The sequence below is a fragment of the Herbaspirillum sp. CF444 genome, assembly GCF_000282135.1.
Classification (GTDB): domain Bacteria; phylum Pseudomonadota; class Gammaproteobacteria; order Burkholderiales; family Burkholderiaceae_D; genus Herbaspirillum.
This window is the reverse complement of record NZ_AKJW01000019.1, coordinates 26124-51271: the sequence shown is the minus strand read 5'-3', so window position 1 is coordinate 51271 and position 25148 is coordinate 26124. Positions and strand designations below refer to the sequence as shown.

Genomic DNA, 25148 nt, shown 5'->3' with positions numbered 1-25148 from the left:
GCGGCGGTCGCCGACGGCGTCGAAGTCGTGTCGGCCCAGCCTGCCGATATCGCCGAGACGCTCGGCGTCAACAGCAAGGCGCAACTGGCGCAACTGGAACGCGTCTACCAGCGTCGTATCGCCGACACGCTGCTGGAACAAGGCGTCACGCTGCTCGACCCCGCGCGCCTGGATGTGCGCGGCGCGCTGACCTGCGGCCGCGACGTCAGCATCGACGTCAACTGCATCTTCGAAGGCAAGGTCGAGATCGAAGACGGCGTCGTCATCGGCGCCAACTGCATCATCAAAAACGCCCGCATCGGCAAAGGCGCGCAGATCAAGCCGTTCACCCACATCGACGACGCCGTCGTCGGCGCGGCGGCGCAAGTCGGCCCCTATGCGCGCCTGCGCCCGGGCGCCGAACTGGGCGAAGACGTGCATATCGGCAACTTCGTGGAAGTCAAGAAGAGCAAGATCGCCGCCCGCAGCAAGGCCAATCACCTTGCCTACATCGGCGACGCCACCATCGGCTCGGGCGTCAACATCGGCGCCGGCGTCATCACCTGCAACTACGACGGCGTCAACAAGTTCGAGACCATCATCGAAGACGACGTCTTCGTCGGCAGCGACAGCCAACTGGTCGCCCCGGTGCGCATCGGCAAGGGCGCCACCATCGGTGCAGGCACCACCTTGACCAAGGATGCGCCGGCGGATCAGCTGACGCTCTCGCGCGCCAAGCAAATGTCGCTGCCCGGCTGGACCCGGCCGGTCAAGATCAAGAAATAAAGCGCGGCACTCGCCTCAGACGGCGATCCGCGTTTCGAACTTGCTGCGGTGGATGGAAAAATAGCTGCGCACGTTGCGCACGTTCTTGTGGGTGGCGAACAGGCGGTGCGCCAGCGCATGGTAGGCCGGCATGTCCGCCACCTGCACCATCAACACGAAATCCGGTCCCGGTGAGACGCGGTAGCACTGCAGCACCGCCGCCTCGCCCGCCACCAGCTCCTCAAACTCCACCTGCCGCTCGTCGCCCTGCCGATCCAGCGTGATCTCGACGATGGCCGTCAGCGCGGGACCGAGTTTCTCCGGCGCCAGCAGGGCCACCTGGCGCGCGATCACCCCCGCATCCACCAGACGTTTGACCCGGCGCAGGCAAGTCGGCGCCGACGCATGCACGCGCCCGGCCAACTGATGGTTGGTTTGCGAGGCGTCGTCCTGCAGGGCGTTCAGGATACGGCGATCGAGATCATCGATATCTATTTTTTCCATTTTTATTCAATATTTGAAATATTAATTCAACACGAATAGCCATTAGAATAATAATCCAAATATTGGATAAATTAGAAATCTTATTTCATATCACCTGCCATAAGATGAGCCCATTCACTCAATCACGAAAGGCAGCATATGTGCGGAATCGTCGGCGCCGTGGCGCAAAAGGATGTCACTCCAATTCTGTTGGAAGGATTGAAACGCCTCGAATACCGCGGCTATGACTCCTGCGGCGTGGCCGTGCACATGGACGGCAAGCTGCAACGCTCGCGCAGCACCTCGCGTGTTGCCGAACTGCAAAAGCAAGTCGCCGAAACCCATCTCGCCGGCTTCACCGGCATCGCCCACACCCGCTGGGCCACGCACGGCGCGCCGGCAACCCACAACGCCCATCCGCACTTTTCGCGCGACCGCATTGCGCTGGTCCACAACGGCATCATCGAAAACTACGAAGAGCTGCGCACGGAACTGCAAGGCGCGGGCTACGTCTTCGAAAGCCAGACCGACACCGAAGTCATCGCCCACCTGGTCGACCATATGTACACCGGTGACCTGTTCGACACCGTGCAACAAGCCGTGCGCCGCCTCACCGGCGCCTACGCCATCGCCGTCTTCTGCGTCGACGAACCGCACCGCGTGGTCGCTGCGCGCCAGGGTTCGCCGCTGATCCTCGGCGTCGGCGAAGGACAGAACTTCGTCGCTTCCGACGCCATGGCGCTGGCCGGCACCACCGACCAGATCGTCTACCTGGAAGAAGGCGACGTCGTCGACCTGCAACTGCAACGCTACTGGATCGTCGACGTCAACGGCAAGCCGGCCGAGCGCGAAGTCAAAACCGTGCACGCCTTCACCAGCGCGGTCGAGCTCGGCCCCTATCAGCACTTCATGCAAAAGGAAATCTTCGAACAGCCGCGCGCCATCGCCGACACGCTCGAAGGCGTCGACGGCATCATGCCCGAGCTGTTCGGCGACGGCGCCCACAAGATCTTCAAGGACATCGACTCCGTCCTCATCCTCGCCTGCGGCACCAGTTATTACTCCGGCCTGACCGCCAGATACTGGATCGAGTCGATCGCCAGGATCCCGGTCAACGTCGAAATCGCCAGCGAATACCGCTACCGCGACAGCGTCGCCAATCCGAAAACGCTGGTCGTCACCATCTCGCAAAGCGGCGAAACTGCCGACACGCTGGCGGCGCTCAAACACGCGCGCGCGCAAGGCATGGGCCACACGCTGACCATCTGCAACGTCGCCACCAGCGCCATGGTGCGCGAGTCCGAACTGGCCTACATCACGCGCGCCGGCGTCGAGGTCGGCGTCGCCTCCACCAAGGCGTTCACCACACAGCTGGCGGCACTGTTCCTGTTGACGCTGGCGCTGGCGCAAACCCGCGGCCTGCTCAGCGACGAACAGGAAGCCGCGCACCTCAAGGCGATGCGCCACCTGCCGGCGGCACTGCAAAGCGTACTGGCGCTGGAACCGAGCATCGTCGCCTGGGCCGAAGCCTTCGCACGCAAGGAAAACGCCCTCTTCCTCGGCCGCGGCCTGCACTATCCGATCGCACTCGAAGGCGCGCTGAAGCTCAAGGAAATCACCTACATCCACGCCGAAGCCTACGCCGCAGGCGAACTCAAGCACGGTCCGCTGGCGCTGGTCACGGAAGAAATGCCAGTCGTCACCATCGCACCGAACGACGCGCTGATCGAAAAACTGAAATCCAACATGCAGGAAGTCCGCGCCCGCGGCGGCCAGCTCTACGTCTTCGCCGACGCCGGCTCCAGCATCGTTTCCAGCGAAGGCCTGCACGTCATCCGCCTGCCGGAACACTACGGCCTGCTGTCGCCGATCCTGCACGTGGTGCCGCTGCAGTTGCTGGCGTATCACACGGCACTGGCGCGCGGCACTGACGTCGACAAGCCGCGTAACCTGGCGAAGTCGGTGACGGTCGAATAAGGTTGGGGCGCATCGTTGACTAGAGCTAATAAAGTTGGTCGGGTCCGAATAAGATTGGTCGAGCTAACGTTTGACTAAAGCTGATGAAAGTTGGTCGAGCTGAGAGTTAGATAAATGTGTGAGCCGGACAGGCTTTGCAATCTCCAAATGGGCAGCATCGACCCTATGTACTAATATTTCGCGCGTTTCTCGAACACATCTTTCATGACGGGAACCGACGAAAACGCATTCGGCCAGCCGGCGTAGAATGCCAAATGCGTAATAACTTCTGACGCTTGGGCCTCTGTCAAGCCATTATCCATCGCGCGATTTAGGTGGTAAGTGATTTGCGGAAAATGGCCTGCGGCAACCAGAGCGCTGACGGTGACCAGACTGCGGTCACGCGGCGCCAACCCCGAGCGTAGCCAAAGGTCCTTAAAAAGAACGTCGGTGGTGAACTGCACCAGACCGGGCGCGACCTTGCCGGCGCTCTGCTCGGCCATCGCAGCGCGCTGCGACTCTGTAGTCTCGTCGATCTTAAGGAATGCAACCGCTGCGCCAAGCAACGACGCTGGCTCCACGGAGCGGCGCGTAAAGAGCGGTTGCGCAACTTCAATCGCTGACATGGCTGCGCCCCACCCGGAATAGAAAGCCAGATGCGTAATGATTTCAGAAATCTCCGCTGTACTCACGCCGTTATCCAGCGCGAACTCCAGGTAGAAATCGAGCTCTGCAGTATGGTTGCGGGCGATAATGGCCGACAGCGTGACGATGCTGCGATCACGCTTCGACAGGTCCGGCCGTTGCCAAAGCGTTCCAAATAGAACGCTATCGGTATAGCTGCCAAGTGCGGGCGCAATCCTCTTCATGGCTTGCCGCGCTTCCGGCGCTGCGGCGAGCGATTGTTGATTCAGATCGGTCATGGAAATCCTTTCAATATTAGTCGCTGGCGCGCGTGGTCAATGTGATGGATGGTCCGAATGTCAGGAGCGGTCCGAGCTCTTTCATCACTTCGGCCACATGGGGATGCGCGGCATGGCTGTTGACGGCGGCATCATCGACCCAACCGTCGATGATGAAAAAAATGTCGGGCGCATCGACTTGCTGGTACAGGTCGTAATACAAGCAGCCCGGTTCCGCGCGTGCCGGCTGCACGAATCGCAGGATCAGTTCGCGCACGCGCTCGCGGTCCTTTGATTCGCAGCGTAGTTCGCAAATGATGTGACGTTCGTTCGACTTGGCGTTGTTCATGGCGCTATTCTCAGTTCTTCCCCGCGTAGACGCGCGTCATGCCGCCGTCGACGATCAGGTCGATGCCGCGAATATAGTTGCTCGCATCGGACGCCAGGAACACGACGGCATTGCCGATGTCGCGCGTGGTGCCGACGCGTCCCGCCGGAATCTCGGTGGCGACGCGGGCCACATAATCGGCCACATCCTGGTCGCTCATTTTTTGTTCCTTGCCGTAGCCTTCGGTGGGCACGACACCCGGGCTGACTGTGTTGACGCGGATATCGCGATCGCGCAAGTCAGTGGTCCAGCTGCGCGCAAGCGAGCGCACCGCTGCCTTGGTGGCCGCGTAGACGCCAAAGCCTTTCAGGCCCATGTCGGCGGTGATGGAAGCGTTCAGGATAACGGACGCACCGTCGCGTAACACCGACAATGCGGTCTGCATCGTCAGCACGACGCCTTTAACGTTGATCGACAGTTCACTGTCGATCTGCTCTTCAGTCAATTCCGCCAGCGGCGTGGCGTGGCCGCCACCAGCATTGGCGAACAGGATGTCGAGCTGGCCATGAGCCTGCTTAATGGTGTCAGCCACGCGCTGCATGTCTGCCTTGACGGACGCGTCGGCCTGGACGCCGATGGCGCCCTTACCCAATTTTTCCACCGCGTTATCAAGCACTTCGCGGCGACGGCCAGTGATGTAGACTGTTGCGCCTGCTTTGATCAGGCACTGGGCCGCGCCGAAGCCAATGCCGGTCGTGCCGCCGGTGACGAGTGCGATGCGCCCGTTGAGAGTATGTGAAGTCATGTTGTGTTCCTGCGTTGAAGTGGGCGCGCGTGCATCCGTTGGAGACTTCTCCTGGAAAGACGCGCGATAGCAAGATGGTTTAGCGGTTAATGGTCTTCATCATCTGTGCGTTGTAGCGCTCGCCTTGTACCTGCACCCTTGCCAGCACGTCTGCCAGCGCCTTGATATCTTCCGACGTCAGGAGAACCTCGGCGCCGCCGACGTTCTCTTCCAAGCGGTGCAGCTTGGTCGTACCAGGAATCGGCGCAATCCACGGCTTCTGGGCCAGCAGCCACGCCAGGGCCACCTGTGCCGGCGTGGCACTCTTGCGGGCGGCAACTTCGCCGATCAGGGTCACCAGGTTGTGATTGGCTTCACGAGCTTCGTCGGCAAAACGCGGCAGGTTGTTACGCACGTCACCTGCTGCGAAGGTCGTGCCACCGTCGATCTTGCCGGTCAGGAAGCCTTTGCCGAGCGGGCTGAACGGAATGAAACCGATACGCAGCTTTTCCAGCAGCGGCAGGATTTCGTGCTCCGGCTCACGGGTGAACATCGAATATTCGCTTTGCAGGGCCGACAGAGGCTGCACGGCGTGAGCGCGGCTGATGGCGTCCACGCCGGCTTCGCACATACCGAAGTATTTGACCTTGCCTTCCGCGATCAGGTCGCGCACGGCGCCGGCAACGTCTTCCATCGGCACGTTCGGATCGACACGGTGCTGGTAGAACAGGTCGATGCGATCCGTTTTAAGGCGCTTGAGCGACTGTTCCGCGACCTGGCGGATACGCTCAGGGCGGCTGTCCAAGCCCGCTTTAGGATCGCCATCTTTGAAGCCGAACTTTGTGGCGATGACGACCTTGTCACGGAACGGCGCAACAGCTTCTCCTACCATTTCTTCATTTGCTTGGCCATATGCTTCGGCGGAGTCAAACAATGTCACCCCACGCTCAAAAGCGGCACGGATCAAGGCAACAGCACTACTCTTATCGGTTGCCGGACCGTAGCCAAACGTTAAACCCATGCAACCGAGTCCGATTGCTGATACTTCTAAACCACTGTTTCCCAATTTACGTTGTTGCATGTCGCGCTCCTAAAAAGGGCCGGCCAAGGATGTGTGAAGTAGCCGGCAGAACCTGTTGACTCACTATAGGCGCGGACAGTTCGTACGTGAAGGCATATACTCCGAATACCCATATGCAGAATTTCGATAAATGGAACGTATAAATCTTAATAATGTGGCAGCTTTTGTCGTGGTTGCTCGGGAGCGGAGCTTTACTCGGGCCGCGGCACAGCTCGGCCTGTCACAGTCGTCCTTGAGCCACACAATTAGCGCGCTCGAAGCAAAGCTGGGAATACGGCTGCTGACGCGGACGACGCGCGGCGTGTCGCCCACTGACGCTGGGGAGCGCCTACTGGCAACAGTCGGCCCGTACTGTGAAGGCATCGAGGCCGGATTGGCGTCGCTAAGCGAAGAGCGTGACAAACCGGCCGGCACGATCAGGATCAGTTCACACGACCATGCAGTCCGTACGATCTTATGGCCGAAGTTGTCCGCGCTGCTGCCCACCTATCCTGATTTAAAGGTGGAATTCTCAATCCACTACGGCCTTATCGACATCGTTGCCGAACGATTCGACGCAGGGGTGCGCGTTGGCGACCAAGTGGCAAAAGACATGATCGCGGTCCGCATCAGCCCAGACTTCCATATGACGGTTGTCGGCTCGCCTTCCTATTTCTCAGCACGGTCGGCACCGATAGTCCCTCAAGACCTCCTGACTAAACACAATTGCATCAACTTGCGCCTGCCTACACATGGTGGACTTTACGCATGGGAATTCGAAAAGGCAGGTCAGGAATTGAGCGTGCATGTGCAAGGACAACTCATTCTCAACACATCGTCAGAGATACTGACAGCTGCGCTTGAAGGATATGGCTTGGCTTACGTACCTCAGGACGTCGCCGACCGATACATCGCAACTGGCGATTTGGTCCAAGTGCTCGACGACTGGCGGCCAACTTATCCTGGCTATCATTTGTATTATCCGAGCAGGCGAAATGCGTCTCCGGCATTTATGCTTGTGTTGGAGGCTCTGCGGTTAAAAAACTGATGGGGCAGGTGTAATGAACGTCGAAGGAAGAAATAGCTCCGACCAACTTTGGACGCTTCCTGTGTTCTATCAAAATCAGATGCTTACGCCTTCGATTTGCGCTCAACTTTATTCGCTCTCGTCACCGTTGCTTTCCTTCTGTGCAGTTATGGTTTTGGATTGCGTGGTAACGGAATCTGGTTCGGTTTGTGCCTTAGCGAGTGTGCTCTTGTTGAAGCGCCTCAAAGTTGATTTATTAACCGCGAATCCAAGCTTATAGTTCTTGACTTCTTGTAGACGCCTACAATTGAGAACAAGCAACGCTTCTGCGATAAGAGTTAAAGTCCGCAACCGGCCAACACCGAATGTCCCGAGGCATGAAGATGACGATGTTTGACAACAAACTAAAAAACCGCGACTTGCCCAAGCGGTCGCGGTACGGTTCGTGACAGTAATAACTTCCGTTATCCACCCGAACGATTGAGCCTCTGTGCAGCCTCGGCAACCATCGATTCTCGCAGTGCGCGGCGCTTGCTTGAGTCCTTGAGGACGGCCGCGACAATGTCAGGTGGCGACGTATAAGGGGTGCCACCGGCAAACGGCGGTGCCGGATCGTATTCCATCGCCAACTGGATTTTTTGCGCCGTTTCAAGGCCGGCAATATCGGCCACGACACGAAGAGCCATATCGATGCCGGACGTCACGCCGCCGGAAGTATAGATATTCCCGTCCCGAGTCATCCGGTCATTGGAGACGGTGGCGCCAAACTGCGTCAACATGTCGCGCGCTTGCCAGTGACCGCCGGCGCGCTTTCCTTTTAAAACTCCCGCAGCACCCAGCAGTAAGGAGCCGGTACAGACGCCAAATACATAGTCGCATTTGGCACTTTCCTTGCGCACGTACTCTACCCATTCCGGATCCAGCATCGCGGTATCGATACCAGTCCCACCTGGTATGACCAAAATGTTCGACGGTTTGGCGGTCGCTCGCGTGACGTTGGGCAACAATCGCAATCCACGATCAGTGCGTACCGCCTCCGGCGTAGCGGCGACCAGGTTGACTGTCCATCCCGGCGTTCGCGCCAGCACCTCGTAGGGGCCGGTAATGTCGAGCTGGACCATGTCAGGAACCGTGATGATATTCACGTGCATGGATCTGTCTTTTGAAACACCCTGGGCCAGTAACGGACGTTCATAACATCATTTGGCTGCACCTTTGCGGCAATTCGCACACCCCGAACAAGAAATTCCGAAATTCCGCAATTGATTGATAGTGACGAAATGAAAGAAGCAATGAAATCAATATGTTGGAATTTTCGATGTGAACTCCTTCGACTGGCTCGATACTTGCAGTACCTTTCCCAGGCCAAATCTGGAAGACGGCATTCATACCGAGAACCGTCAATGTCGCTTGATTGCCGGTTCCTGAATGGAATCTGCAATGCAGACGCGAGCCTGAACCGCATGCATATTTGCTGCGCATTTTTATAAATAGAAAATGAGGAGACATCATGAATTTTCCTGAAATGTACCGGCCGGAAATCTTTATAGCCAGACTCCGCCGCATCCCGATGCCGAAGCGTCCCGTTATTGCCTTTGTCGCGTGTTGCCTGGTGTCGGGTGCAGCGCTGGCACAGGGCAAGCCTGTCGTGCAGTTCATCGCCACCGGCGGCACCATTGCCATGAAAATCGATCCCGTGACCAAGGGAGTGGTTCCGGCGATTTCCGGCGATGACCTGATGAAGACGGTGCCGGATGCCGCGAAATTTGCCACGATTGAAGTGAATAATTTCTCCAACATGTCGGCCAACTATGTAGAGCCGAAATGGTGGTCGCGTTTGACCAAGGCGGTCGATGATGCGCTTGCCAGGCCGGAAGTGGCGGGGGTAGTCGTTTCGCAAGGCACAGACACCATGGAAGAGACTGCTTACTGGCTTGATCTGACCGTCAAGTCCGACAAGCCCGTGGTGCTCATCGGTGCGCAACGCAACGCATCGGAATCCGACTTTGACGGGCCGCGCAACCTGCTCAACGCCATTCGTATCGCCACGAGCGCAGACGCCAAGGGCAAGGGCGTGATGGTGGCGATGAACAATCAGATCAACGCCGCCCGCAGCGTGACCAAAACGCACACCGGCGATGTGGAAACCTTCAAATCCGGCGATTTCGGTTTCCTTGGCGAAGTGTGGGATGACAAGGTGGTGTTTTCACGGACGGCGTTGCGCCGCCAGCATATCGATATCGGTACAGGCGAGATGCCGCGCGTGGAAATTCTCTCCATGTTCGGCGGTGCCGACGGAGCATTGCTGCGCTACGCGGTGGACCAAGGCGCCAAGGGAATCGTCGTGCAGGCGACAGGCATGGGAAACATGAATGTTTCCATGTTCGAGGCGGTGAAATATGCTTTGTCCAAGAACGTGCCCGTGGTGATCTCGACCCGCGTCTATAACGGCCGCACCATGCCGGTTTACGGTTTTCCCGGAGGCGGCAAGACGACATTCGACGCCGGCGCCGTGATGGCAGGAGACCTGAGCCCGCAGAAAGCGCGTTTGCTCCTCATATTGTTGCTGCATCAGGGAAAGACAAGCAAGAACGAGCTGCAAGCCGCGTTCGATTATTAGAGACGGCTGGCCGGGAATCGACTCCGTGCGGCACAGGTTGCGCTACCGCCGCTCGCGCTGCGCAGCGCCTGGCAGCAAGCGACTCTATCGTTAGCCGGAAATGCAAAGGCCCCTCATCCAGGGGCCTTTTCCTTTTTCTATTCCGCTTTCTCGCGAAGCGACTGCCGGCTTACGCGTCGGTCAGGACTTCGCCGATATTACGGTTCAACACATCAAGATTGTTCATCAGGATGTCTGCCTTTGGCATGCTGATGCCGCACAGTGAGACGATCTGCCGGCTGACCTCCATTCCGCTCGTTCGAAGCGCTTTTCCGGCCTTTGTCAGCGTCAAAATACGATTGCGCTCGTCGTGCGGGTTCCTGCTTCGAATAACATAACCGTTGACTTCCAGCCGCTTGACAAGCGGAGTCACGGATCCGGCATCCAGATGAAGACGTTCGGCCAAGTCTTTCATCCCAATCCCCTCCTCCTCCCACAAGACCACCATCACCAGATACTGCGGGTAGGTCAAATTGAGTGGTGCCAGTAACGGTTTGTATAGCTGGGTCATCTTCAACGAAGTTGAATAAAGTTTAAAGCAGAGATGCTCACTCAGTGTTGGCGGACTTTCCGGCTTCATTTTCCTCCCTCTGCAGGGTGCAATTCCGATTGGTAGATATCCTATTGTATCAAAATTAATTTGCGCGCTAATAAATTAAATGATGTGGGGCGCGGATGGAAAGCATGACCATGTCCGCGCCCCGCGGGGCGTAATTATTTGCTTTCCGCGATTGCTTTCGCGGCCTTTTCGATCAGCGCCGCCACGACCTCGGGATGCGATACGTACACCGCATGGCTGCCGGGAACTTCAACAGTTTCGGCCTTGATGCGCTTCGCCATGAACCGCTGGACTGCCGGCGGGATCATCTTGTCGTCCTTGGTGAGCAGATAGTAGCTGGGCTTGACCTTCCATGAAGCCTCGGTCACGGTGCCGGTCAGCGCTCCCAGGCCCCAAGGCACTTGCGAGTTGGCCATGAAGCTGGCTTTTTTGGGATCGACATCCGCTGCAAACGACGCTGCGAACTTGGCCTGATCCAGCAGCAGGAAGCCATCAACCGGAGGCAGGATCGGCGGCACCGGCGCGTCCGGAGCGGGGTTCTTGATCAGGGTTTCAACCGATTCGCCCTTGTCCGGAGCAAATGCAGCCACATACACCAGTCCCTTGACCTTGGGAGCATTGCCGGCTTCCGTGATGACCGCGCCGCCGTAGGAATGACCGACCAGCAGAACGGGGCCTTGCTGGGCATTGATGACACGCTTGGTATACGCAACATCGTCCGCCAGGCTGGTGGTCGGATTCTGGACGATGCTGACATTGTAGCCGTCCTGCTTCAGGATGTTGTGGACACCTTCCCAGCCGGATCCGTCGACAAAACCGCCGTGCACCAAAACGATAGAAAGTACTAATGAGTTCATGATGATTTCCTTTATAAGATGAGATGAAGAATCAATGTAAAGACACGATAAAAATAGTAGGCAATTAAATTGTAAGCAATATATTTGACGCCAATCGCCTGTTTCCGAGCGCCTGAGTGACAATATACTTAGCGCGCTAATAATTGTCAACAACTTTATCAATGACGCCAAATACCAACAATGCAAATTTGATAAGGATTATTCGCTATTTGCTTGACGCCAATAAATACCAGCGGAATGCTTCCATCAATCTGTTGCATCACCGGTTGAATCAGCAGCCGGGAGCAGGTATGGGAAATGTCCAAAAACGCTGCACGGCGATCCCTCCCTTACCAGCAACGATCCATCGGCTAGTCTTTGAGAGAACGCAAAGTTTCTGCCACGTCTGTCGCCGTCCCGGCGATCATCTGCCGACAGGCCGCCACCATCTCCGCGACCCCGCCCGGAGTGCGCATCCGGCGCTCTGTCCGTCCTGCCGCCGCCTTTCCATCCGCCAGCCTGGTCACGACCCAGCTGGCGCGGACATCGACACGCCCGTCGAATTCGAGAGACATCTGCAGAACGTCGATATTGATACGATAACGCGGCTTCGCATCGCGCATCGACTGGTGGTAGGTGTCGATGGCGCTCAGGTCAGTTTGCAGCCGCTCGGAAATGGCATCCCGCAATGCATCGGGAAGCGGCGCTCCCCAGCGGGCCTGTTCGAGCAACCTGAAACTTCCGTCACCGTTTCCGATCGCCAGGTTGGAGCGATTCAGGTGTTCGGGTACGCGCACGGGAGCGACTTCAATCAACATCGGTGCCGTCGGCAAGAAGGTCCGCGAGTCCGCTACGACGTCCGGCAACAGCGTGTAGTAGCGAGGATCCGGCGATGCACAAGCGGAGAGTACAACTGTCATGACAACGAAAGCCGGGAAGGAAAACCGCAGACGGATGCCGGCGGTCATGGCGCCTCCTCCCTGACCTTGCCGCGTATCAGCGCCTCCGGATGGCGTTCCAGATAGTCGGTCAAGGTCCGCAACGATGCCGCTGCGCGCGTCAGTTCCTGCAGCGTCCTGCGCGTGTCCTGCTGCAACGGCGCATCTGAAGAAAGCGTGCTGTTGGCGGTTTGCAGCATCTTGCGCGCATCCTGCATCGCCGCCGCGAACTCCGGTACAACATTGCCGTTGAGTTGCACCAGCAGCTTGTCTGCATTGTTGAGCGTCTTGTCCAGCGACGCCATGGAAACACGCAATTCCCGAGCGATATCATCGAAGGGAATCTTGTCGATCCTGGCGACGATATTTCCCAGCTTGGTTTGCAGCTCATCGAGTCCGCCGGGCATCGTCGCCAGTTCCGGCATCGGCCCGTCGATATTTACTTTGGCCGCAGGCGCATTGGGAAAGAAATCGAAGGCCACATATAGCTGGCCGGTCAGCATATTGCCGGTGCGAAGCTGTGCGCGCATGCCTCGCTTGTTCATGGTTTCTGCAATATCGCGCGCGTATCGTTTGTTTCTCAGCTCGCCGACGTCAAGGCCGATGCGTGACGGATAGAGTTCGATCACTACCGGAAAGCGGAACATTTTTTTCTCGCGTACATAGTCGATGCCGATGGAGCGGACCTGGCCGATCACGATCCCGCGAAAATCCACCGGCGATCCCGGCGACAAACCCCGTACGGATTGATCGAAGTTGAGCACGGCAAGTTCAGGCGCGAGCTCGTCGCGCGGCTTCATTGCCTCCGCCTGGTCGGCGGCCAGCATGAACTCCGCGTTTTCGTTGGCAAGCGCCGCGTTTATCGGATGATCCGGTTCCTGAAAAGCCACGCCGCCAAGCAGTACGGTGGCCAGTGCCTGTGTATTGAGCTTGATGCCGCCGGCGTCGAGCTTGAGGTCGACCCCGCTTGCGTGCCAGAAGCGGGTGTCCGTCGTGACAAGCTTGTCGTAGGGCCGGTTGACGAATACGCGCAAAGAGATTCCCCGGGCGTCCGGATTCAACCGGTATGCCACGACCTGGCCGACCTGCATGCGCCGGTAATAGACCGGCGAACCGATATCCAATGAACCCAGGTCGGCAGCGCGCAATGTAAATTGCTTGCCCGATACATCCGTCGTAATGGCCGGCGGCACTTCCAGTCCGTTGAATTTCTTGACGCGTATCGCCGATTTCCCCGCGTCCACACCGATATAGGCGCCGGACAGCAGGGTCTCCAGTCCCGAGACGCCGGAGACGGCAAGACGAGGACGCACCACCCAGAAACGCGTATCTCTGGCCAGGAAGCTTTCAGCATCGTTGGACAACGCGATGACCGCGATCACATGCGAACGATCTTGCGCCAGATGTACTGATTTCACGCGACCGATGTCGACGGATTTATAACGTACGACCGTCTTCCCCGGCGTCAGCCCTTCCGCGGTACGAAAGGTGACGCTGATCTCCGGCCCGTTCTGCAGCAGCGTATGAATCAATAGCGACAGACCGACGACAGCGGCGATGAGAGGTATCAGCCAAACCAGCGATGGCAACCAGCGCACAGGTTGGCGAATGTCCGGGGAGACCGGCGCAGGCGTGGAGTCAGGTTCGCTCATCGGTTTGATCGAGAATGGTCCATGGCAGACGAAGATCCAAGCACTGCGAAGCCGGCATCGTCAGCACCACCATGGCGCCGACGAAGATATCGGGCATGGACCGGCGACCGACGATTTCCACGATCCGATGCGAAGGATCCGTCCTGGCCGGCACTTCTCTCTCGATAAGGTTGCGCGCGACATGCATCGAAGCCTCCGATGAATGAATCCTGCCTGTCCGGCCAGATGATTATTTCAGCTGTGCAACCAAGGCCTCCGCCCCTTTGTCGATGCCTGTTTTGGCAGCGCTGAGCGAACCGAAGGTAGCGCCAACATTCATCGCATTGGGATACTGCTTTGTCACGAACGCCTTCAATAGCTGATTGTTCGTGGCGTCATAGATTTCGACCGAATAACTGACCGATCCCATGAGCACTCCCTCCTTGCCTCGTATCGACTGGACCACGTTATATGGCATTCCGGCCAGATCGAAACGGGTTACCGTCGACGCCACGGCAGTGTTGGTGTCTGCTCCGGCCAACGTCAATCTGAGCTTGAGGGTGTTGGGCCCGGCGCCGGAGACCAGCCGGAATCGCTGGCCCAGCGCTTTTCTGAATGTGGCGCCCATATAGCGGGCAAGTTCCTGCTTGTCGGCGTCCGACAAATCGCCAAACTGATGATCAGGGCCGCGATAGACAACGACGGGCTCCATGACGATGGCTGAATAGCCACTCCAATTCGCGGCGGAGGAATAGACGAAAGGCGTCTTGTCGGCGTCCTCTTGCGAACTCGGTTGCAATTGAGCGGCGGAGCTGAGATTGGCATAAGGGACAGGTTTGGTGGTGCTGCAGGCTGAAAGCGCCACGCAAAATGCTGCGATAGTGACCACTCGGCCGGATCTGATGGATGTGAACATGTCGATTCCTTCGGATGAATGCGGATTGTTGCTGCGGATTGATGCGCCTTGCCTGGCCTTCGGCCCTTGCTGCGCCGACTCTGGCGAGAAATATAGCACTAAATTCGACATTTACAAACCGTCTAGTCGGTTTTTATTTGAATTAATGCATACCAGCCTCAGAAACTGAAACAAAGAATGCGGCCGAAGAGAGGAATCAGGCAGGAAGCGACTGGCGAACGTCAGGATTGCCGCAGCAGATGCAAGCTATTGCCGAAGAAAGGGAGACTGGCATGGCCCGCGCGGTGGACGCCGACATGGCGTTCATCGCGCAGGCAGGAGGATTGTTTTTATGGCTTGGAGAAAGCCTGCCATTGCCGGCTGTCGAGCAAGCGCTCAAACAAGCGTTCGCGCTCGTCCGGCGACAAAGGGCAAAAACCGAAAATGGCCGTCAGAATCATCCCTCGAGTGGCCATCCAGCGCAGCGTCGCCAGTTCAGGATCCGCGGCTTCAGCCCGGATCGCTTCAAGCCGCTTGGCATCGAGTTCACGAAACATGGATAAAAGTCCGGGGTCTTCCCCGATGACGCCGAGGATGGCAAACACCACGGATTGCTGCTGAGAGACGGCCTCACGCGCGACGGCAATCTGCGCGGCAAGCTCAGGCTCGACCAAACTGGCGCCATGTTCTGCCTGATAGGCTTTCGAGAAATTTTCAAAATAACTGACCTGATGCTCCAGCAACGCCTTCAGGACTGCAGCCTTGGTCGGAAACTGATGCATCAGTCCCCCTTTGCTCATGCCGCCTTCGCGCGCGATCGCGTCAAGCGTCAGCCGCTTGGGACCATCGCGCACGATAATGGTTAATGCCGCCTGAATCACGGTATTGCGAGTTCGTTCCGACCGGGTTGTGTTGTCCATTTTCTGCTTCTGTAGGCTAAGAGCACGACGATAGCCCGAACTATAACCAAAAACAATCCAACCGCTCCGGTTTTACGTCGCACGTCCGCCCCGAATGGCGCCCGCTTGCATCAAAGGAAATAGGTCCCGTGATGCCGTTGCATTGAATTTCATGCAGGGCATTGACAACTTTGTCTCGCATCACAGAATCTGCTTTCTCGATGGCCGCAATCAATTGGCCCGCATTGCTTTACAACGCAATGCGGGCCAATCGTCGGTTACGCGGTATTCGCCATTTTTCCTGAAACAGCAGGTATCGCTTTTGCCGGCAACAGCACGGAGATGGCGGCAGTCAGCACCAGATTCAAGGCCAATGCGATGAGACCGATATAGACCGGATAGGTATTGCCGGCGATCTGAAGTGCAAAGATCGGTTTGAGTCCCTGGATATAGACCAGGCTGGTGCCCAACGCAATCCCCGCCAACCATCCGACAAACAGCGCCGGCAGTCTGAGCCGCTTGGTATATAGCGTCAGCACGATGGCAGGCAAGGTCTGCAGGATCCAGACGCCGCCCAGCAATTGAAGATCAATCGCAAATTTGGTGGGCAAGAAAACGATAAAACCCAAGGCCCCCAGTTTGACGAGGAGCGATACCAACTTCGCATTCTGGCTTTCTTGTTTGGCGGTCAGCTTGGGATTGACCAGCGGCTTCCACAAATTGCGCGTGAACAAATTGGCCGAACCGATCGACATGATCGCCGCGGGAACCAGCGCGCTGATGGCAATCGCGGCCGCCGCAAAACCCACGAACCATGACGGAAACAGCTGTGCGAACAAGGCGGGCACGACCTCGGTATTGTTTGTCACCTTGACGCCGGCGGCAATCGCCATGTAACCCATCAACGCGATCAAGCCCAACAACACCGAGTAAACCGGCAGCAGGATTGCATTCTTCTTGATCGTTTTTTCGCTCGACGAACTCAGGATGGCAGTCATCGTATGCGGATACATGAAGGCTGCCAGCGCAGAGCCGAGCGCCAGCGAAGCATAGGCGAAGACTTGCGAGGGTTGCAACGTCAAACCGGTGACGCCGCCCTTGGCGGCGAAATAGGCGCCGGCAGAATCGAATACCGAGGCATAACCGCCGAGTTTGCTTGGAATCAGGCACACCGCCACGATGACCACGATGTAGATCATGATGTCCTTGACGAAAGCAATCATCGCCGGCGCGCGGATGCCGCTGGCGTAAGTGTAGAAAGCCAGAATCAGGAAAGCCACCGTCAACGGAATCTCGCCGGAAATACCCAGGCTCTTGATGACGACCTGCATGCCGATAAGCTGCAACGCGATGTAGGGCATCGTCGCCACGATGCCTGTGACGGCAATGGCGGCGGCAAACCATTTACCGCCGTATTCGCCCTGGACGTAGTCGGCTGCGGTGATGTGATTGCCTTTATGGCAGGCCTTCCACAGACGCGGCATGACTAGGAAAACAAACGGATAAACGATGATGGTGTAAGGCAGTGCGAAAAAGCCGTAGGCACCCACGGCATACACCAGCGCCGGCACCGCGATGACGGTATAGGCTGTATAAAAGTCGCCGCCGATCAGGAACCAGGTGATCAGGGTGCCAAACTGACGGCCTCCCAAACCCCATTGATGCAGGTCATTCAGATCGCCGGCTTTCCAGCGGGACGCCATGAAGCCAATCACGGTGACGAGCGCAAAAAATCCCAGGAAAACAGTGAGTGCAATGATGTTCAAAGTGACGGGCATTATCTATCTCCCTTGTAGACGATCAGAATGATGAAAGAAGTCAGAGGGACCCATAAGAATTGATACCAGTAAAAAAAGGGAAAGCCGAACAAGGCAGGCTTGCTGAAGTTGTAGAACGGCAGCCACAACAACGCGATAAACGGAATCAACAGCAACAAATGCAGATAACCCGCACGGGATGCGACGGGACTATCCACCGGGGTTTCGGTGTCAGACGACATGAGATCTCCTTGGTTTTTATGGAAGGACGGGCGATGAATGCATCGTATTTTCCAGCGCAGCGAGAGCACGGGCGGCGCAGGCGTTTGCTTGATTTTTGAATGCCGACACGGCATTGCCGATCAGCTCCGACAAAAAGCCCGGATTGAGCCTGGTCGACATAGTTGAATTTTTCATGCGCTCTCCTCTTTGGCACTGCAAACATTTCTCGCGCGCTGAGTCAATCAGCGTCGGAAACAGAGGGCGTCGCCTGGCGTCGGATCGATAAGGCGATCCACAAAAAAACAATGGATGCCCACCGTTCCGCCATGCTTGTCACCCGCTTGCGAGCGCGTCTCCTGATATTTAAAATTATTTTTATTGGTATTTGAATGTGCCGTAGTATTCGGATTTACGTCACATAGAACAAGCGTGCGATCACGTAGAACGTCTGCGTAGTAATACGTAGATCTGCCTGAAAAACGACACGAGGCGACACAAGACAAGAGCAGCAGCCAGTGCTGCCGCGGGAGACGAATTGCCAAAATGAAACTCAGACACAAGCTTATTTTTTTTGCCGTCACACCGTTGATGATTGCTTTTTGTGTGATTGCACTGGTGGTCAGGCATCAGACGATACAGCTCGGCGCGCAGCAACGCTTATCGATAGAACAGGCATATCAGAGCAGCAAGGATGCCGAGTTGCGGCATTACGTCGATCTGGCGGAGCACGCCGTTTCCCATCTCTATGACTCGGGCCTGAGCGACGCCGCCACCAAGCGCGCCGCCATGCATATCCTGGCGCAGCTTGACTATGGCAACGACGGATACTTTTTTGTCTACGACTTTGCCGGCAACACCGTGATGCATCCGCGCCAACCAGAACTGCTGGAAAAAAATCTGTGGGACTGGACCAACGTTGACGGCACCAAGACCATTCAGCTGTTGATTGCGCGCGCCAGGGCCGGCGGCGGCTACGAACGATACTTGTGGAAAAAGCCGTCGAGCAATACCGTCGCCCCTAAACTTGCGTATGTCATTGCCCTGCCGAAATGGGGCTGGATTATCGGCACCGGCATTTATCTCGACGACGTCGATGCGGCGCTGACCAAGATTGACCAACAGATCTCCGGACACGTGCGCGATACGATGTCGCTCATCGGCGCCATCGCCATCATGAGCGTGGTGGCGATCGCCTGTTGCGGGCTGTTTCTCAATCTCAGCGAACACCGCGTGGCGGATGCCAAATTGAGGGAGCTGGCGCAACGCGTGGTGGTATCCCAGGAAGAGGAACGCGCGCGCGTGTCGCGCGATTTGCACGATGGCGTCAGCCAGTACCTGGTCTCCATCAAACTGCAAACGGAAGCGGCCATCATCAAGCTCGATACGCCGGAGCAGCTTTCCTCGGCGCGCGCGTCATTCGAACGCACCGTCAACCAAATGCATGATCTGCTGGGGGAAATCAGGCATATCTCGCATGACTTGCGGCCAGCGATTCTGGACGATCTCGGCTTGTCCAGCGCATTGCAACATCTGTGCGAAGAATGGGAAGCCCATTCGGGACCGAAGATCGACTTTATTTCCGATGGCGCCTCGACGGCCTCGTCGGTGGTCGTCAATACCGTGCTGTTCCGGATCGCGCAAGAAGCCCTGAACAATGTGCGACGACATGCGCAAGCTTCCCATGTATCGCTGGAGCTGCTGGACGACGGTGCGTGTTTCACGCTGACGATCCGGGACAACGGCGTCGGCTTCGATACCAGCCTGATCGCTCAACATCCGACACGAGGCATCGGCCTCAGGAATATGTCGGAGCGACTGGCCGCGGTGGGTGGTCGCTTTGCGATTTTTTCATCACAAACGGGGACGACGGTGCAGGCTAAAGTTGCGCACCTATCCAGGGTGGAGGCACATGTCTGACGCAATTGCAGTGACCAATATCATGATCGTGGATGATCATCCGATGATCCGGGAGGGATTGCGCGTCCGTCTCGAAAGCGTGCCCAGCCTGCGGGTCGTGGCCGAAGCCGGCGGCGCCGATGAAGCGCTGGCCCATGCCGCCCGGCATGACGTCCATCTGGTGCTCATGGATATCAATCTGCGCGGCATGAACGGCATTGAACTGACTGCTGCGTTTCATGCAATGTTTCCGGGGATAGCGGTGTTAATCCTGAGCATGCATGACAAAGCCGAGTACGTCATGCAATCCATACGCGCCGGTGCACGCGGCTATATTCTGAAGGACGCGCCGGGCAACGATATCGTGCGCGCCATCGAAACGGTGTTGTCCGGCGGGATTTATTACAGCGCGGCGCTCATCCCCATGATTGCGCGTCCACGCATGGTCGACGAGAGCCTGACGGCGCGCGAGTATCAGGTGCTGGAGCAAATCGCCATCGGCGCCTCAAACCGCAAAATCGCCAAAGCCCTGGACTTGAGCATCCGCACCGTAGAGACGCATTGCCTCAACATCAAGCGCAAGCTCAATATCGAAGGCCGCAGCGAATTGATCAAATTCGCCCTGGAGCATTTGCCGAAATCCGGTGCCTGAGCACAAGCTGAAAGCTTGCATCGCCGAAATTGCGTCATCGAAAAACGGCGATTACGATTGTTCCTCTTGGGATTCGTGCTTGATGGGCAGCCGCAAAGTAAAGGTTGTGCCTTGACCGAGTACGCTCCTGACGTTGATGCTCCCGTGATGCTTCTGCATGATGCCGTAGGACAGTGACAGCCCCAGGCCCGTGCCTTGACCGACAGGTTTCGTCGTAAAAAACGGATCGAATATGCGCGAGACATTCTCGGGGGCGATGCCGCCTCCGGTGTCTTCTATTTCAATCTGAATGTCTTTGTCCACGACTTTGGTCGTGATCGATATCTTGCCTCGCCGGCCGTCAATCGCATGCGCCGCATTGACGACCAGATTCATGACGACCTGATTTATCTGGCTTGGCAGACACTCGACGTCGGGCAAGTCTCCGTAATTTTTAACGATATCGGCCTTGTATTTGATTTCATTGTTGACGATGTTCAGCGTCGAGTCGATGCCTTGATGCAGGTTCGCCCATTGCCATTCCAGAGCCGTATCGGTGCGAGAAAAATCCTTCAGATCCTGCACGATCTTCCTGACGCGCGTAATGCCCTCGCGGGATTCGCTCATCAATGCAGGGATATCTTCCTTTAGATAATCTATCTCGACATCTTCTCGCGCTGCATTCAGTTCTTCACAGGCTTCCTGGGAATCGCGATTTCTATCCAGTTTTTCATAGGCATTCAATATTTTCAACAAGGATTCAATATAGGTTTCCAGCGTGCTGAAATTGGAAAAAATATAGCCGATCGGGTTATTGATCTCATGGGCAACTCCCGCGGCAAGCTGGCCTATGGAGGCGAGTTTTTCCGACTGCATAAGCTGCTCTTGAGCCATGGACAGTTTGCGATTGACTTCGGTGAGTTCCACATTTCGTCGGACAAGCTCGGCCTCCGCCGCCGTGCGGCGGCGCAAATCCTCTTCCATCTTTTCATTGGCGGCGGCAAGTTCGTGCGTGCGTTTTACCACCAGCAGTTCCAAATCCTGGTGCATTCTTCTCAGGTCCAGCTCCGCAGATTTTTGTGCCGTCACATCTTGCAGGACTTCAATGGCGCCGACGATCTCTCCGGACCTCGAACGTAACGGCGCCGCGGAGAAATACAGCCATCGCCCTTCACCTCCCAGATGAGGAAAAAACTTCTCTGCCTCTACCGCGCCAGGAATGACGACTGAACTGCGGAACTTGTCATCATCGTGATAATAGGCCCCGACAACGTTCTCCAAAGAGCCGGCGACGATAAGATCGGCGAGGACAGGGCGTTCATAGAGGTAAAAAGGCTTCCATTGATTCTTGGTGCCGACCATCTGCGCAGCAGGAATGCCGAGAATATGCTCACAAGCCTTGTTCCAATGCGTAATGAGATGATTGCTGTCGATGGCGAAAGCGGGGACGGGACAACCATCAAAGAACTCGGAGATTTGCGGCTCTGATAGTGGCTTCTGTGAGCTGAGAAATGACACGGTCTCCTCCTCCAAATAAAACGGGCTGCGATCATTCTCCTGCATTGGTTCCCAAAATCATGCATGCTTCTTCGAATTGTCTTTCGGTTGTACTGAAAATCTCCGTCAGCATCGCGTCGTTCAAGTGCAGCATGTCCCATTCGATCTGCGAGATCACAGGAATACGATCATGCTCCCCGCCGCTGACATCCAGCCCATAGGCAATCGCATCGGCAACGGTCACAACGGCTGCGGCCCGGGACTGTTCATGCGGATGAGCGACATCGGGAGTATTCAGGGTTTCGACGATGGATGCGGGAAATTTCCAATGCGTCAGCATCGCCCTTCCGACGGTTTTGTGATCGATGCCGAGAACGTGGATTTCCGCCGCCATCAGGTCTCCGTCATGTTGCGAACGCCAGTTCAGGACTTCCTGATAGCGTGACGGCGAATAGGTGGCCAGCACCAGACGGCCGATGTTATGCAATAGACCGCCGATGAAAGCCTGGTCTTCGTTGGCGCCAAGTTTCCTTGCGATTGCTTTGGCGGACAATGCCGTCGCGATCGCGTGCTTCCAGAACTCCGCATAATCAAGCACCTTGGATTTGCTGCCGGAAAAAGTCCCGACTACTGCCGCGGCCGTCACCAAGGAACGTACGCTATTGAAACCCAATACGGTCACCGCATGCGGTATGGAACCCACTTTGTTTTGCATGCCGTAGAACGAGGAGTTTGCCAATCCGAGTACTTTTGCCGTCAGCGCCTGGTCATGCGAAATTTTTTGTGCGAGCGTGTTGGTATCCACGTCGCCGTTGTCGAGCGCATTGATAAGCTCTAGAACGATGGTCGGCAGCGACGGAAGCCTGACAACCGCCTCGCTGATTTCCTCGCTGGTTATCGGGTTCATTGCGTCGTCCTTGTGCGATAGCGACGCAGACTATCCAATAACAGTCGATTGGGCTTGCTATCGATACTGTTCTTGAACAGCACGTCCAGCCTCTGCAGGCTCTTTTCGGTCTGTTTGCTGCGGGCTTGCTCGTTCAACGACACGACGACGTGAACGCGAAGCACTCCGCGTTGCCTTAACGCATGGATGGATTTTTCGGTAAGCTCGACGCCAGGCGATATCAGGCGCGCGCCCGATCTGTCCAAGACTGCCTCGGCCAATGTCATTCCCGGAATCGCATCATCCAGAAGTATCTCTTGGGTGGTGTCGGTGGCAGCCATCGTCTTTCAACCTGCATTCAATTTGATGAGCGTCATCAATTTTCCCCGGGACCGGGAGCTTCTTCCCATGGGATGGGTAAGTACTTTATATCGTTCATCGTGAATGTCGATCTCGGTGCTGGCCTGGCTCCACGCCGGTTCCAGCTGAGGGGCATTGCGTGTCATCTTCATCCCCAGCAATGCATGCGATCCTCCGAGAAGTTCCTGCGCGGCCGCATTGATGAAGACGATATTCTTCTCGTCATCGATACCGAGTATCGGCGTACTGACGTGCTCCAATATCTCGTGCGTGATTTGCAAGCTCACCTCGTCGTGTTCGATTCGCTCTTCCTGTTCTTTCAGGAGTTTGTCCAATTCCCGGTTTGTTGTTTCCAGGGCCAGATTGGCGAGCAGAAGTTGTTGTTGCAGGCGCAGATTTTCATCTCCCATTTCCTTGCGTTTGAAGGCTTCCGCCACGTGCCCTCTCAGTTGAACGTCGTCCCACGGTTTGGTGAGGAATTTATATACGGCGCCTTCGTTGACCGCATCCGTGACGGACTGCAACTCCGTATAACCGCTGAGCACGATACGAATGGTGTCCGGATAGGATTCTTTCGCCAGCCGCAGAAACTCCACCCCTGTCATGCCAGGCATGCGTTGATCCGTGACGATAACATCCACCGGATTGTTCTTTAAAACCTCCAATGCTTCCTGCCCGTTGTTGGCAGTCATGATGTCGTACTTGTCCTGGCGCAGCAGGCGCTTTAATGCCGACAGGATGTTGATCTCGTCATCCACCAGCAGCAAGCGACGTCGGGGACTTTCAGAAATGGCTTCTTCCGACATGATCTTCGACTCCTCCGCTAAGCATCTTTTTCCAGGACTTTGATCGATATCTGCAAAGCGATGTCTTCCAGTCGTTCAAACTTGCGGATTTGCTGGATGTTGCTTGCGGTAATGATGGAATCCTGGACAATCAGCAGCACCCCTTCGTGGGTGCGCAAATCTTCCGCCAGCTGCATGCCCACTTCGAGATCCCGGGACTTGATGTCGCGCGATCGTTCGGCCAGCAAGGAGTCTCCCTCGTTGACAAGGGCAATAAAGCTATCCACCACCGCGGGATCGTAGCGATGACCGCTTTGGGACTTGATAATCTGGATGGACTTGTCCAATGGAAGAGGCAACGTGGCGATGGCCCCGGAACGCAATGCTTCAAAATCCCGCGCAACGGCGAGAATGCGGGAACCCAGTGGAATTTCATCGCCGGAAAGCCCCTCGGGCAGGCCGCGCCCGTCGTAGCGTTCGTATTGATGCAAGATCAGATCGCCGACCTCCTTGAACGCGGCCACAGGCGTAAGAACCACATGCCCTTTGACGGGATGCGTCATGAAAACACGCGACTCCTCGCCGGACATCTTTTCCTGCGGTTTGCGGATCAACTCATCAGGCAATCCGATCTTCCCGATCGCATGCAACAGACCCGCAATCGCCAAATCCTGGATTGCAAATTCCGGGATCTTGAATTTTTTCCCCAACCTTCGGCACAATCCGCTCACGCGATCGGACTGTCCGCCGAGCATGCCGGAGCGCAGCTCGATCATGTTTGAAAAAACCTTGAGCATCGTCAAGAAATTCAGCTTGATTTCCGCCTGGCTGTTTTCCAGAAACATGACGGTCTGGCGTATCTCTTCCGTGCGCGCCTGAACCTGCTTTTCCAGTCGCGCATTGAACGTCAACAATTCTTCATTCTGCTTTCTCACGACTTCATTGAGTCGCGCAGCCTCTTTCTTCAGATGTTGCTGCTCCAGGGCGCGCTGTATCGTCAGCAAAAGATCCTGCTCGTCCCACGGCTTCTGGAGATAGTGATAAATGCCGCCATCGTTGATGGCGGAAACGGTCGACGTGATTTCCGAATATCCTGTCAGAAGAATGCGGGTGACTTCAGGGTAGCGCTCTTTTGCCTTCCCCAAAAATTGGGCGCCTGTCATTTCCGGCATGCGCATATCGGAGATGATCAGGTCAACGGTATTCTGTTCCAGCAGCCTTAACCCTTCCGCCCCGCTCTCGGCGGTAAGCAAGGTATAGCCTTTTGGCCTGAGCACGCGTTTGAGCGACGACAGAATGCTCGCTTCATCGTCGACCAGCAAAATGACGGAGGACGGCAGCACATTTTCTACAGCGGGGGGATCCGAAGCGGTAACGGTATTCGACATGTCTGAGGTCCTATTCTTTAATCTG

Annotated in this window: 28 protein-coding genes; 6 read left to right on the top strand and 22 right to left on the bottom strand. The window is 56.6% G+C overall.

Annotated elements, in window-relative coordinates; all coding sequences use genetic code 11:
- Nucleotides 1–765, top strand: a 765-nt coding sequence (locus PMI16_RS05255) for a bifunctional UDP-N-acetylglucosamine diphosphorylase/glucosamine-1-phosphate N-acetyltransferase GlmU (RefSeq protein WP_007877146.1), incomplete at its 5' end; no start/stop codon positions are given.
- A 15-nt stretch (nt 766–780) separates the two neighbouring features.
- Here PMI16_RS05255 and PMI16_RS05250 read toward each other — a convergent pair.
- Nucleotides 781–1248, bottom strand: coding sequence for an Lrp/AsnC family transcriptional regulator (locus tag PMI16_RS05250; protein ID WP_007877144.1), 468 nt, complete (start codon nt 1246–1248; stop codon nt 781–783).
- A gap of 138 nt (nt 1249–1386) precedes the next feature.
- Here PMI16_RS05250 and glmS point away from each other — a divergent pair, with 138 nt between their 5' ends.
- Nucleotides 1387–3204: a glutamine--fructose-6-phosphate transaminase (isomerizing) gene (glmS, locus tag PMI16_RS05245; RefSeq protein ID WP_007877141.1), complete on the top strand. Its 1818-nt coding sequence runs from the start codon at nt 1387–1389 to the stop codon at nt 3202–3204.
- A gap of 170 nt (nt 3205–3374) precedes the next feature.
- Here the strand turns inward: glmS and PMI16_RS05240 are convergent, their stop codons facing one another.
- The 4 genes from PMI16_RS05240 to PMI16_RS05225 all read right to left on the bottom strand — a co-directional run bounded on the left by PMI16_RS05240 (nt 3375) and on the right by PMI16_RS05225 (nt 6278).
- Nucleotides 3375–4106: a carboxymuconolactone decarboxylase family protein gene (locus tag PMI16_RS05240; protein WP_007877139.1), complete on the bottom strand. Its 732-nt coding sequence runs from the start codon at nt 4104–4106 to the stop codon at nt 3375–3377.
- A gap of 16 nt (nt 4107–4122) precedes the next feature.
- Nucleotides 4123–4434: a putative quinol monooxygenase gene (locus PMI16_RS05235; RefSeq protein ID WP_007877138.1), complete on the bottom strand. Its 312-nt coding sequence runs from the start codon at nt 4432–4434 to the stop codon at nt 4123–4125.
- 10 nt (nt 4435–4444) lie between these two features.
- A complete protein-coding gene (locus tag PMI16_RS05230; RefSeq protein ID WP_007877136.1) occupies nt 4445–5218 on the bottom strand; it encodes an SDR family oxidoreductase in 774 nt (257 codons plus the stop codon).
- Between the two features lie 79 nt (nt 5219–5297).
- The gene (locus PMI16_RS05225; protein ID WP_007877135.1) at nt 5298–6278 is read right to left on the bottom strand and encodes an aldo/keto reductase; all 981 of its coding nucleotides are present in this window, start codon (nt 6276–6278) and stop codon (nt 5298–5300) included.
- A gap of 130 nt (nt 6279–6408) precedes the next feature.
- Between PMI16_RS05225 and PMI16_RS05220 the strand changes: the two genes are divergently transcribed.
- Nucleotides 6409–7305, top strand: coding sequence for a LysR family transcriptional regulator (locus PMI16_RS05220; RefSeq protein ID WP_007877134.1), 897 nt, complete (start codon nt 6409–6411; stop codon nt 7303–7305).
- Nucleotides 7306–7748: 443 nt separating this feature from the next.
- Here the strand turns inward: PMI16_RS05220 and PMI16_RS05215 are convergent, their stop codons facing one another.
- Nucleotides 7749–8435, bottom strand: a complete 687-nt coding sequence (locus PMI16_RS05215; protein ID WP_007877133.1) for a DJ-1/PfpI family protein — start codon at nt 8433–8435, stop codon at nt 7749–7751.
- 40 nt (nt 8436–8475) lie between these two features.
- Nucleotides 8476–8796 carry a hypothetical protein gene (locus PMI16_RS25740; RefSeq protein WP_157212531.1) on the bottom strand — a complete coding sequence of 107 codons (321 nt, stop codon included), beginning with the start codon at nt 8794–8796 and terminating at the stop codon, nt 8476–8478.
- A 58-nt stretch (nt 8797–8854) separates the two neighbouring features.
- On the opposite strand from PMI16_RS25740, the gene PMI16_RS05210 reads away from it, so the two are divergent.
- Nucleotides 8855–9904 (top strand): asparaginase, encoded by a 1050-nt coding sequence (locus PMI16_RS05210; RefSeq protein ID WP_034379296.1) that lies wholly within the window; start codon nt 8855–8857, stop codon nt 9902–9904.
- Between the two features lie 169 nt (nt 9905–10073).
- Here PMI16_RS05210 and PMI16_RS05205 read toward each other — a convergent pair whose 3' ends face one another.
- The 10 genes from PMI16_RS05205 to PMI16_RS25735 form a co-directional block, all read right to left on the bottom strand.
- A complete protein-coding gene (locus tag PMI16_RS05205) occupies nt 10074–10523 on the bottom strand; it encodes a MarR family winged helix-turn-helix transcriptional regulator (RefSeq protein ID WP_007877127.1) in 450 nt (149 codons plus the stop codon).
- A 134-nt stretch (nt 10524–10657) separates the two neighbouring features.
- Nucleotides 10658–11359 carry an alpha/beta hydrolase gene (locus tag PMI16_RS05200; protein WP_007877125.1) on the bottom strand — a complete coding sequence of 234 codons (702 nt, stop codon included), beginning with the start codon at nt 11357–11359 and terminating at the stop codon, nt 10658–10660.
- Between the two features lie 350 nt (nt 11360–11709).
- Nucleotides 11710–12306, bottom strand: a complete 597-nt coding sequence (locus PMI16_RS05195) for a PqiC family protein (protein WP_007877123.1) — start codon at nt 12304–12306, stop codon at nt 11710–11712.
- A complete protein-coding gene (locus tag PMI16_RS05190; protein WP_007877121.1) occupies nt 12303–13928 on the bottom strand; it encodes a PqiB family protein in 1626 nt (541 codons plus the stop codon). The genes PMI16_RS05195 and PMI16_RS05190 overlap by 4 nt, the downstream gene beginning before the upstream one ends.
- On the bottom strand, nt 13915–14115 hold the full coding sequence (locus PMI16_RS05185; RefSeq protein WP_007877119.1) for a hypothetical protein: 201 nt from the start codon (nt 14113–14115) through the stop codon (nt 13915–13917). Before PMI16_RS05185 ends, PMI16_RS05190 begins: the two co-directional genes overlap by 14 nt.
- A gap of 42 nt (nt 14116–14157) precedes the next feature.
- Nucleotides 14158–14823: a DUF3313 domain-containing protein gene (locus tag PMI16_RS05180; protein ID WP_007877116.1), complete on the bottom strand. Its 666-nt coding sequence runs from the start codon at nt 14821–14823 to the stop codon at nt 14158–14160.
- 329 nt (nt 14824–15152) lie between these two features.
- Nucleotides 15153–15683 carry a TetR/AcrR family transcriptional regulator gene (locus PMI16_RS05175; RefSeq protein ID WP_237719792.1) on the bottom strand — a complete coding sequence of 177 codons (531 nt, stop codon included), beginning with the start codon at nt 15681–15683 and terminating at the stop codon, nt 15153–15155.
- 296 nt (nt 15684–15979) lie between these two features.
- A complete protein-coding gene (gene mctP / locus PMI16_RS05170) occupies nt 15980–17479 on the bottom strand; it encodes a monocarboxylate uptake permease MctP (protein ID WP_007877103.1) in 1500 nt (499 codons plus the stop codon).
- The gene (locus PMI16_RS05165; RefSeq protein ID WP_007877098.1) at nt 17479–17700 is read right to left on the bottom strand and encodes a DUF3311 domain-containing protein; all 222 of its coding nucleotides are present in this window, start codon (nt 17698–17700) and stop codon (nt 17479–17481) included. Before PMI16_RS05165 ends, mctP begins: the two co-directional genes overlap by 1 nt.
- 16 nt (nt 17701–17716) lie before the next feature.
- Nucleotides 17717–17875 (bottom strand): hypothetical protein, encoded by a 159-nt coding sequence (locus PMI16_RS25735; protein WP_007877096.1) that lies wholly within the window; start codon nt 17873–17875, stop codon nt 17717–17719.
- A 348-nt stretch (nt 17876–18223) separates the two neighbouring features.
- Here PMI16_RS25735 and PMI16_RS05160 point away from each other — a divergent pair, with 348 nt between their 5' ends.
- A complete protein-coding gene (locus PMI16_RS05160; RefSeq protein WP_034379293.1) occupies nt 18224–19597 on the top strand; it encodes a cache domain-containing protein in 1374 nt (457 codons plus the stop codon).
- On the top strand, nt 19590–20228 hold the full coding sequence (locus PMI16_RS05155) for a response regulator (RefSeq protein ID WP_007877091.1): 639 nt from the start codon (nt 19590–19592) through the stop codon (nt 20226–20228). The genes PMI16_RS05160 and PMI16_RS05155 overlap by 8 nt, the downstream gene beginning before the upstream one ends.
- A gap of 51 nt (nt 20229–20279) precedes the next feature.
- Here the strand turns inward: PMI16_RS05155 and PMI16_RS05150 are convergent, their stop codons facing one another.
- The 5 genes from PMI16_RS05150 to PMI16_RS05130 are packed head-to-tail and all read right to left on the bottom strand — an operon-like array spanning nt 20280 to nt 25123.
- Entirely contained in the window at nt 20280–21725 is a 1446-nt protein-coding gene (locus PMI16_RS05150) for an ATP-binding protein (RefSeq protein WP_237719791.1), read from the bottom strand.
- A gap of 31 nt (nt 21726–21756) precedes the next feature.
- Nucleotides 21757–22611, bottom strand: a complete 855-nt coding sequence (locus tag PMI16_RS05145; RefSeq protein ID WP_007877087.1) for an HDOD domain-containing protein — start codon at nt 22609–22611, stop codon at nt 21757–21759.
- Complete coding sequence (locus PMI16_RS05140) at nt 22608–22931, bottom strand: hypothetical protein (RefSeq protein ID WP_007877081.1); 324 nt, start codon at nt 22929–22931, stop codon at nt 22608–22610. The genes PMI16_RS05145 and PMI16_RS05140 overlap by 4 nt, the downstream gene beginning before the upstream one ends.
- Nucleotides 22932–22937: 6 nt before the next feature.
- Complete coding sequence (locus tag PMI16_RS05135) at nt 22938–23756, bottom strand: response regulator (RefSeq protein WP_007877080.1); 819 nt, start codon at nt 23754–23756, stop codon at nt 22938–22940.
- Between the two features lie 17 nt (nt 23757–23773).
- On the bottom strand, nt 23774–25123 hold the full coding sequence (locus PMI16_RS05130; RefSeq protein WP_007877075.1) for an HD domain-containing phosphohydrolase: 1350 nt from the start codon (nt 25121–25123) through the stop codon (nt 23774–23776).
- Nucleotides 25124–25148: the final 25 nt, after the last annotated feature.

Coding starts and splice junctions, on each gene's coding strand:
- PMI16_RS05135 (WP_007877080.1), bottom strand. CDS start 23,756: ATGTCGGAAGAAGCCATTTCTGAAAGTCCCCGACGTCGCTTGCTGCTG.
- PMI16_RS05155 (WP_007877091.1), top strand. CDS start 19,590: ATGTCTGACGCAATTGCAGTGACCAATATCATGATCGTGGATGATCAT.
- PMI16_RS05130 (WP_007877075.1), bottom strand. CDS start 25,123: ATGTCGAATACCGTTACCGCTTCGGATCCCCCCGCTGTAGAAAATGTG.
- PMI16_RS05190 (WP_007877121.1), bottom strand. CDS start 13,928: ATGAGCGAACCTGACTCCACGCCTGCGCCGGTCTCCCCGGACATTCGC.
- PMI16_RS05180 (WP_007877116.1), bottom strand. CDS start 14,823: ATGTTCACATCCATCAGATCCGGCCGAGTGGTCACTATCGCAGCATTT.
- PMI16_RS05220 (WP_007877134.1), top strand. CDS start 6,409: ATGGAACGTATAAATCTTAATAATGTGGCAGCTTTTGTCGTGGTTGCT.
- PMI16_RS05235 (WP_007877138.1), bottom strand. CDS start 4,434: ATGAACAACGCCAAGTCGAACGAACGTCACATCATTTGCGAACTACGC.
- PMI16_RS05210 (WP_034379296.1), top strand. CDS start 8,855: ATGCCGAAGCGTCCCGTTATTGCCTTTGTCGCGTGTTGCCTGGTGTCG.
- PMI16_RS05250 (WP_007877144.1), bottom strand. CDS start 1,248: ATGGAAAAAATAGATATCGATGATCTCGATCGCCGTATCCTGAACGCC.
- mctP (WP_007877103.1), bottom strand. CDS start 17,479: ATGCCCGTCACTTTGAACATCATTGCACTCACTGTTTTCCTGGGATTT.
- PMI16_RS05200 (WP_007877125.1), bottom strand. CDS start 11,359: ATGAACTCATTAGTACTTTCTATCGTTTTGGTGCACGGCGGTTTTGTC.
- PMI16_RS05230 (WP_007877136.1), bottom strand. CDS start 5,218: ATGACTTCACATACTCTCAACGGGCGCATCGCACTCGTCACCGGCGGC.
- PMI16_RS05205 (WP_007877127.1), bottom strand. CDS start 10,523: ATGAAGCCGGAAAGTCCGCCAACACTGAGTGAGCATCTCTGCTTTAAA.
- PMI16_RS05225 (WP_007877135.1), bottom strand. CDS start 6,278: ATGCAACAACGTAAATTGGGAAACAGTGGTTTAGAAGTATCAGCAATC.
- PMI16_RS05195 (WP_007877123.1), bottom strand. CDS start 12,306: ATGACCGCCGGCATCCGTCTGCGGTTTTCCTTCCCGGCTTTCGTTGTC.
- PMI16_RS05145 (WP_007877087.1), bottom strand. CDS start 22,611: ATGAACCCGATAACCAGCGAGGAAATCAGCGAGGCGGTTGTCAGGCTT.
- PMI16_RS05165 (WP_007877098.1), bottom strand. CDS start 17,700: ATGTCGTCTGACACCGAAACCCCGGTGGATAGTCCCGTCGCATCCCGT.
- PMI16_RS05185 (WP_007877119.1), bottom strand. CDS start 14,115: ATGCATGTCGCGCGCAACCTTATCGAGAGAGAAGTGCCGGCCAGGACG.
- PMI16_RS05215 (WP_007877133.1), bottom strand. CDS start 8,435: ATGCACGTGAATATCATCACGGTTCCTGACATGGTCCAGCTCGACATT.
- PMI16_RS05240 (WP_007877139.1), bottom strand. CDS start 4,106: ATGACCGATCTGAATCAACAATCGCTCGCCGCAGCGCCGGAAGCGCGG.
- PMI16_RS25740 (WP_157212531.1), bottom strand. CDS start 8,796: ATGATGTCTCCTCATTTTCTATTTATAAAAATGCGCAGCAAATATGCA.
- PMI16_RS05140 (WP_007877081.1), bottom strand. CDS start 22,931: ATGGCTGCCACCGACACCACCCAAGAGATACTTCTGGATGATGCGATT.
- PMI16_RS25735 (WP_007877096.1), bottom strand. CDS start 17,875: ATGAAAAATTCAACTATGTCGACCAGGCTCAATCCGGGCTTTTTGTCG.
- PMI16_RS05160 (WP_034379293.1), top strand. CDS start 18,224: ATGAAACTCAGACACAAGCTTATTTTTTTTGCCGTCACACCGTTGATG.
- glmS (WP_007877141.1), top strand. CDS start 1,387: ATGTGCGGAATCGTCGGCGCCGTGGCGCAAAAGGATGTCACTCCAATT.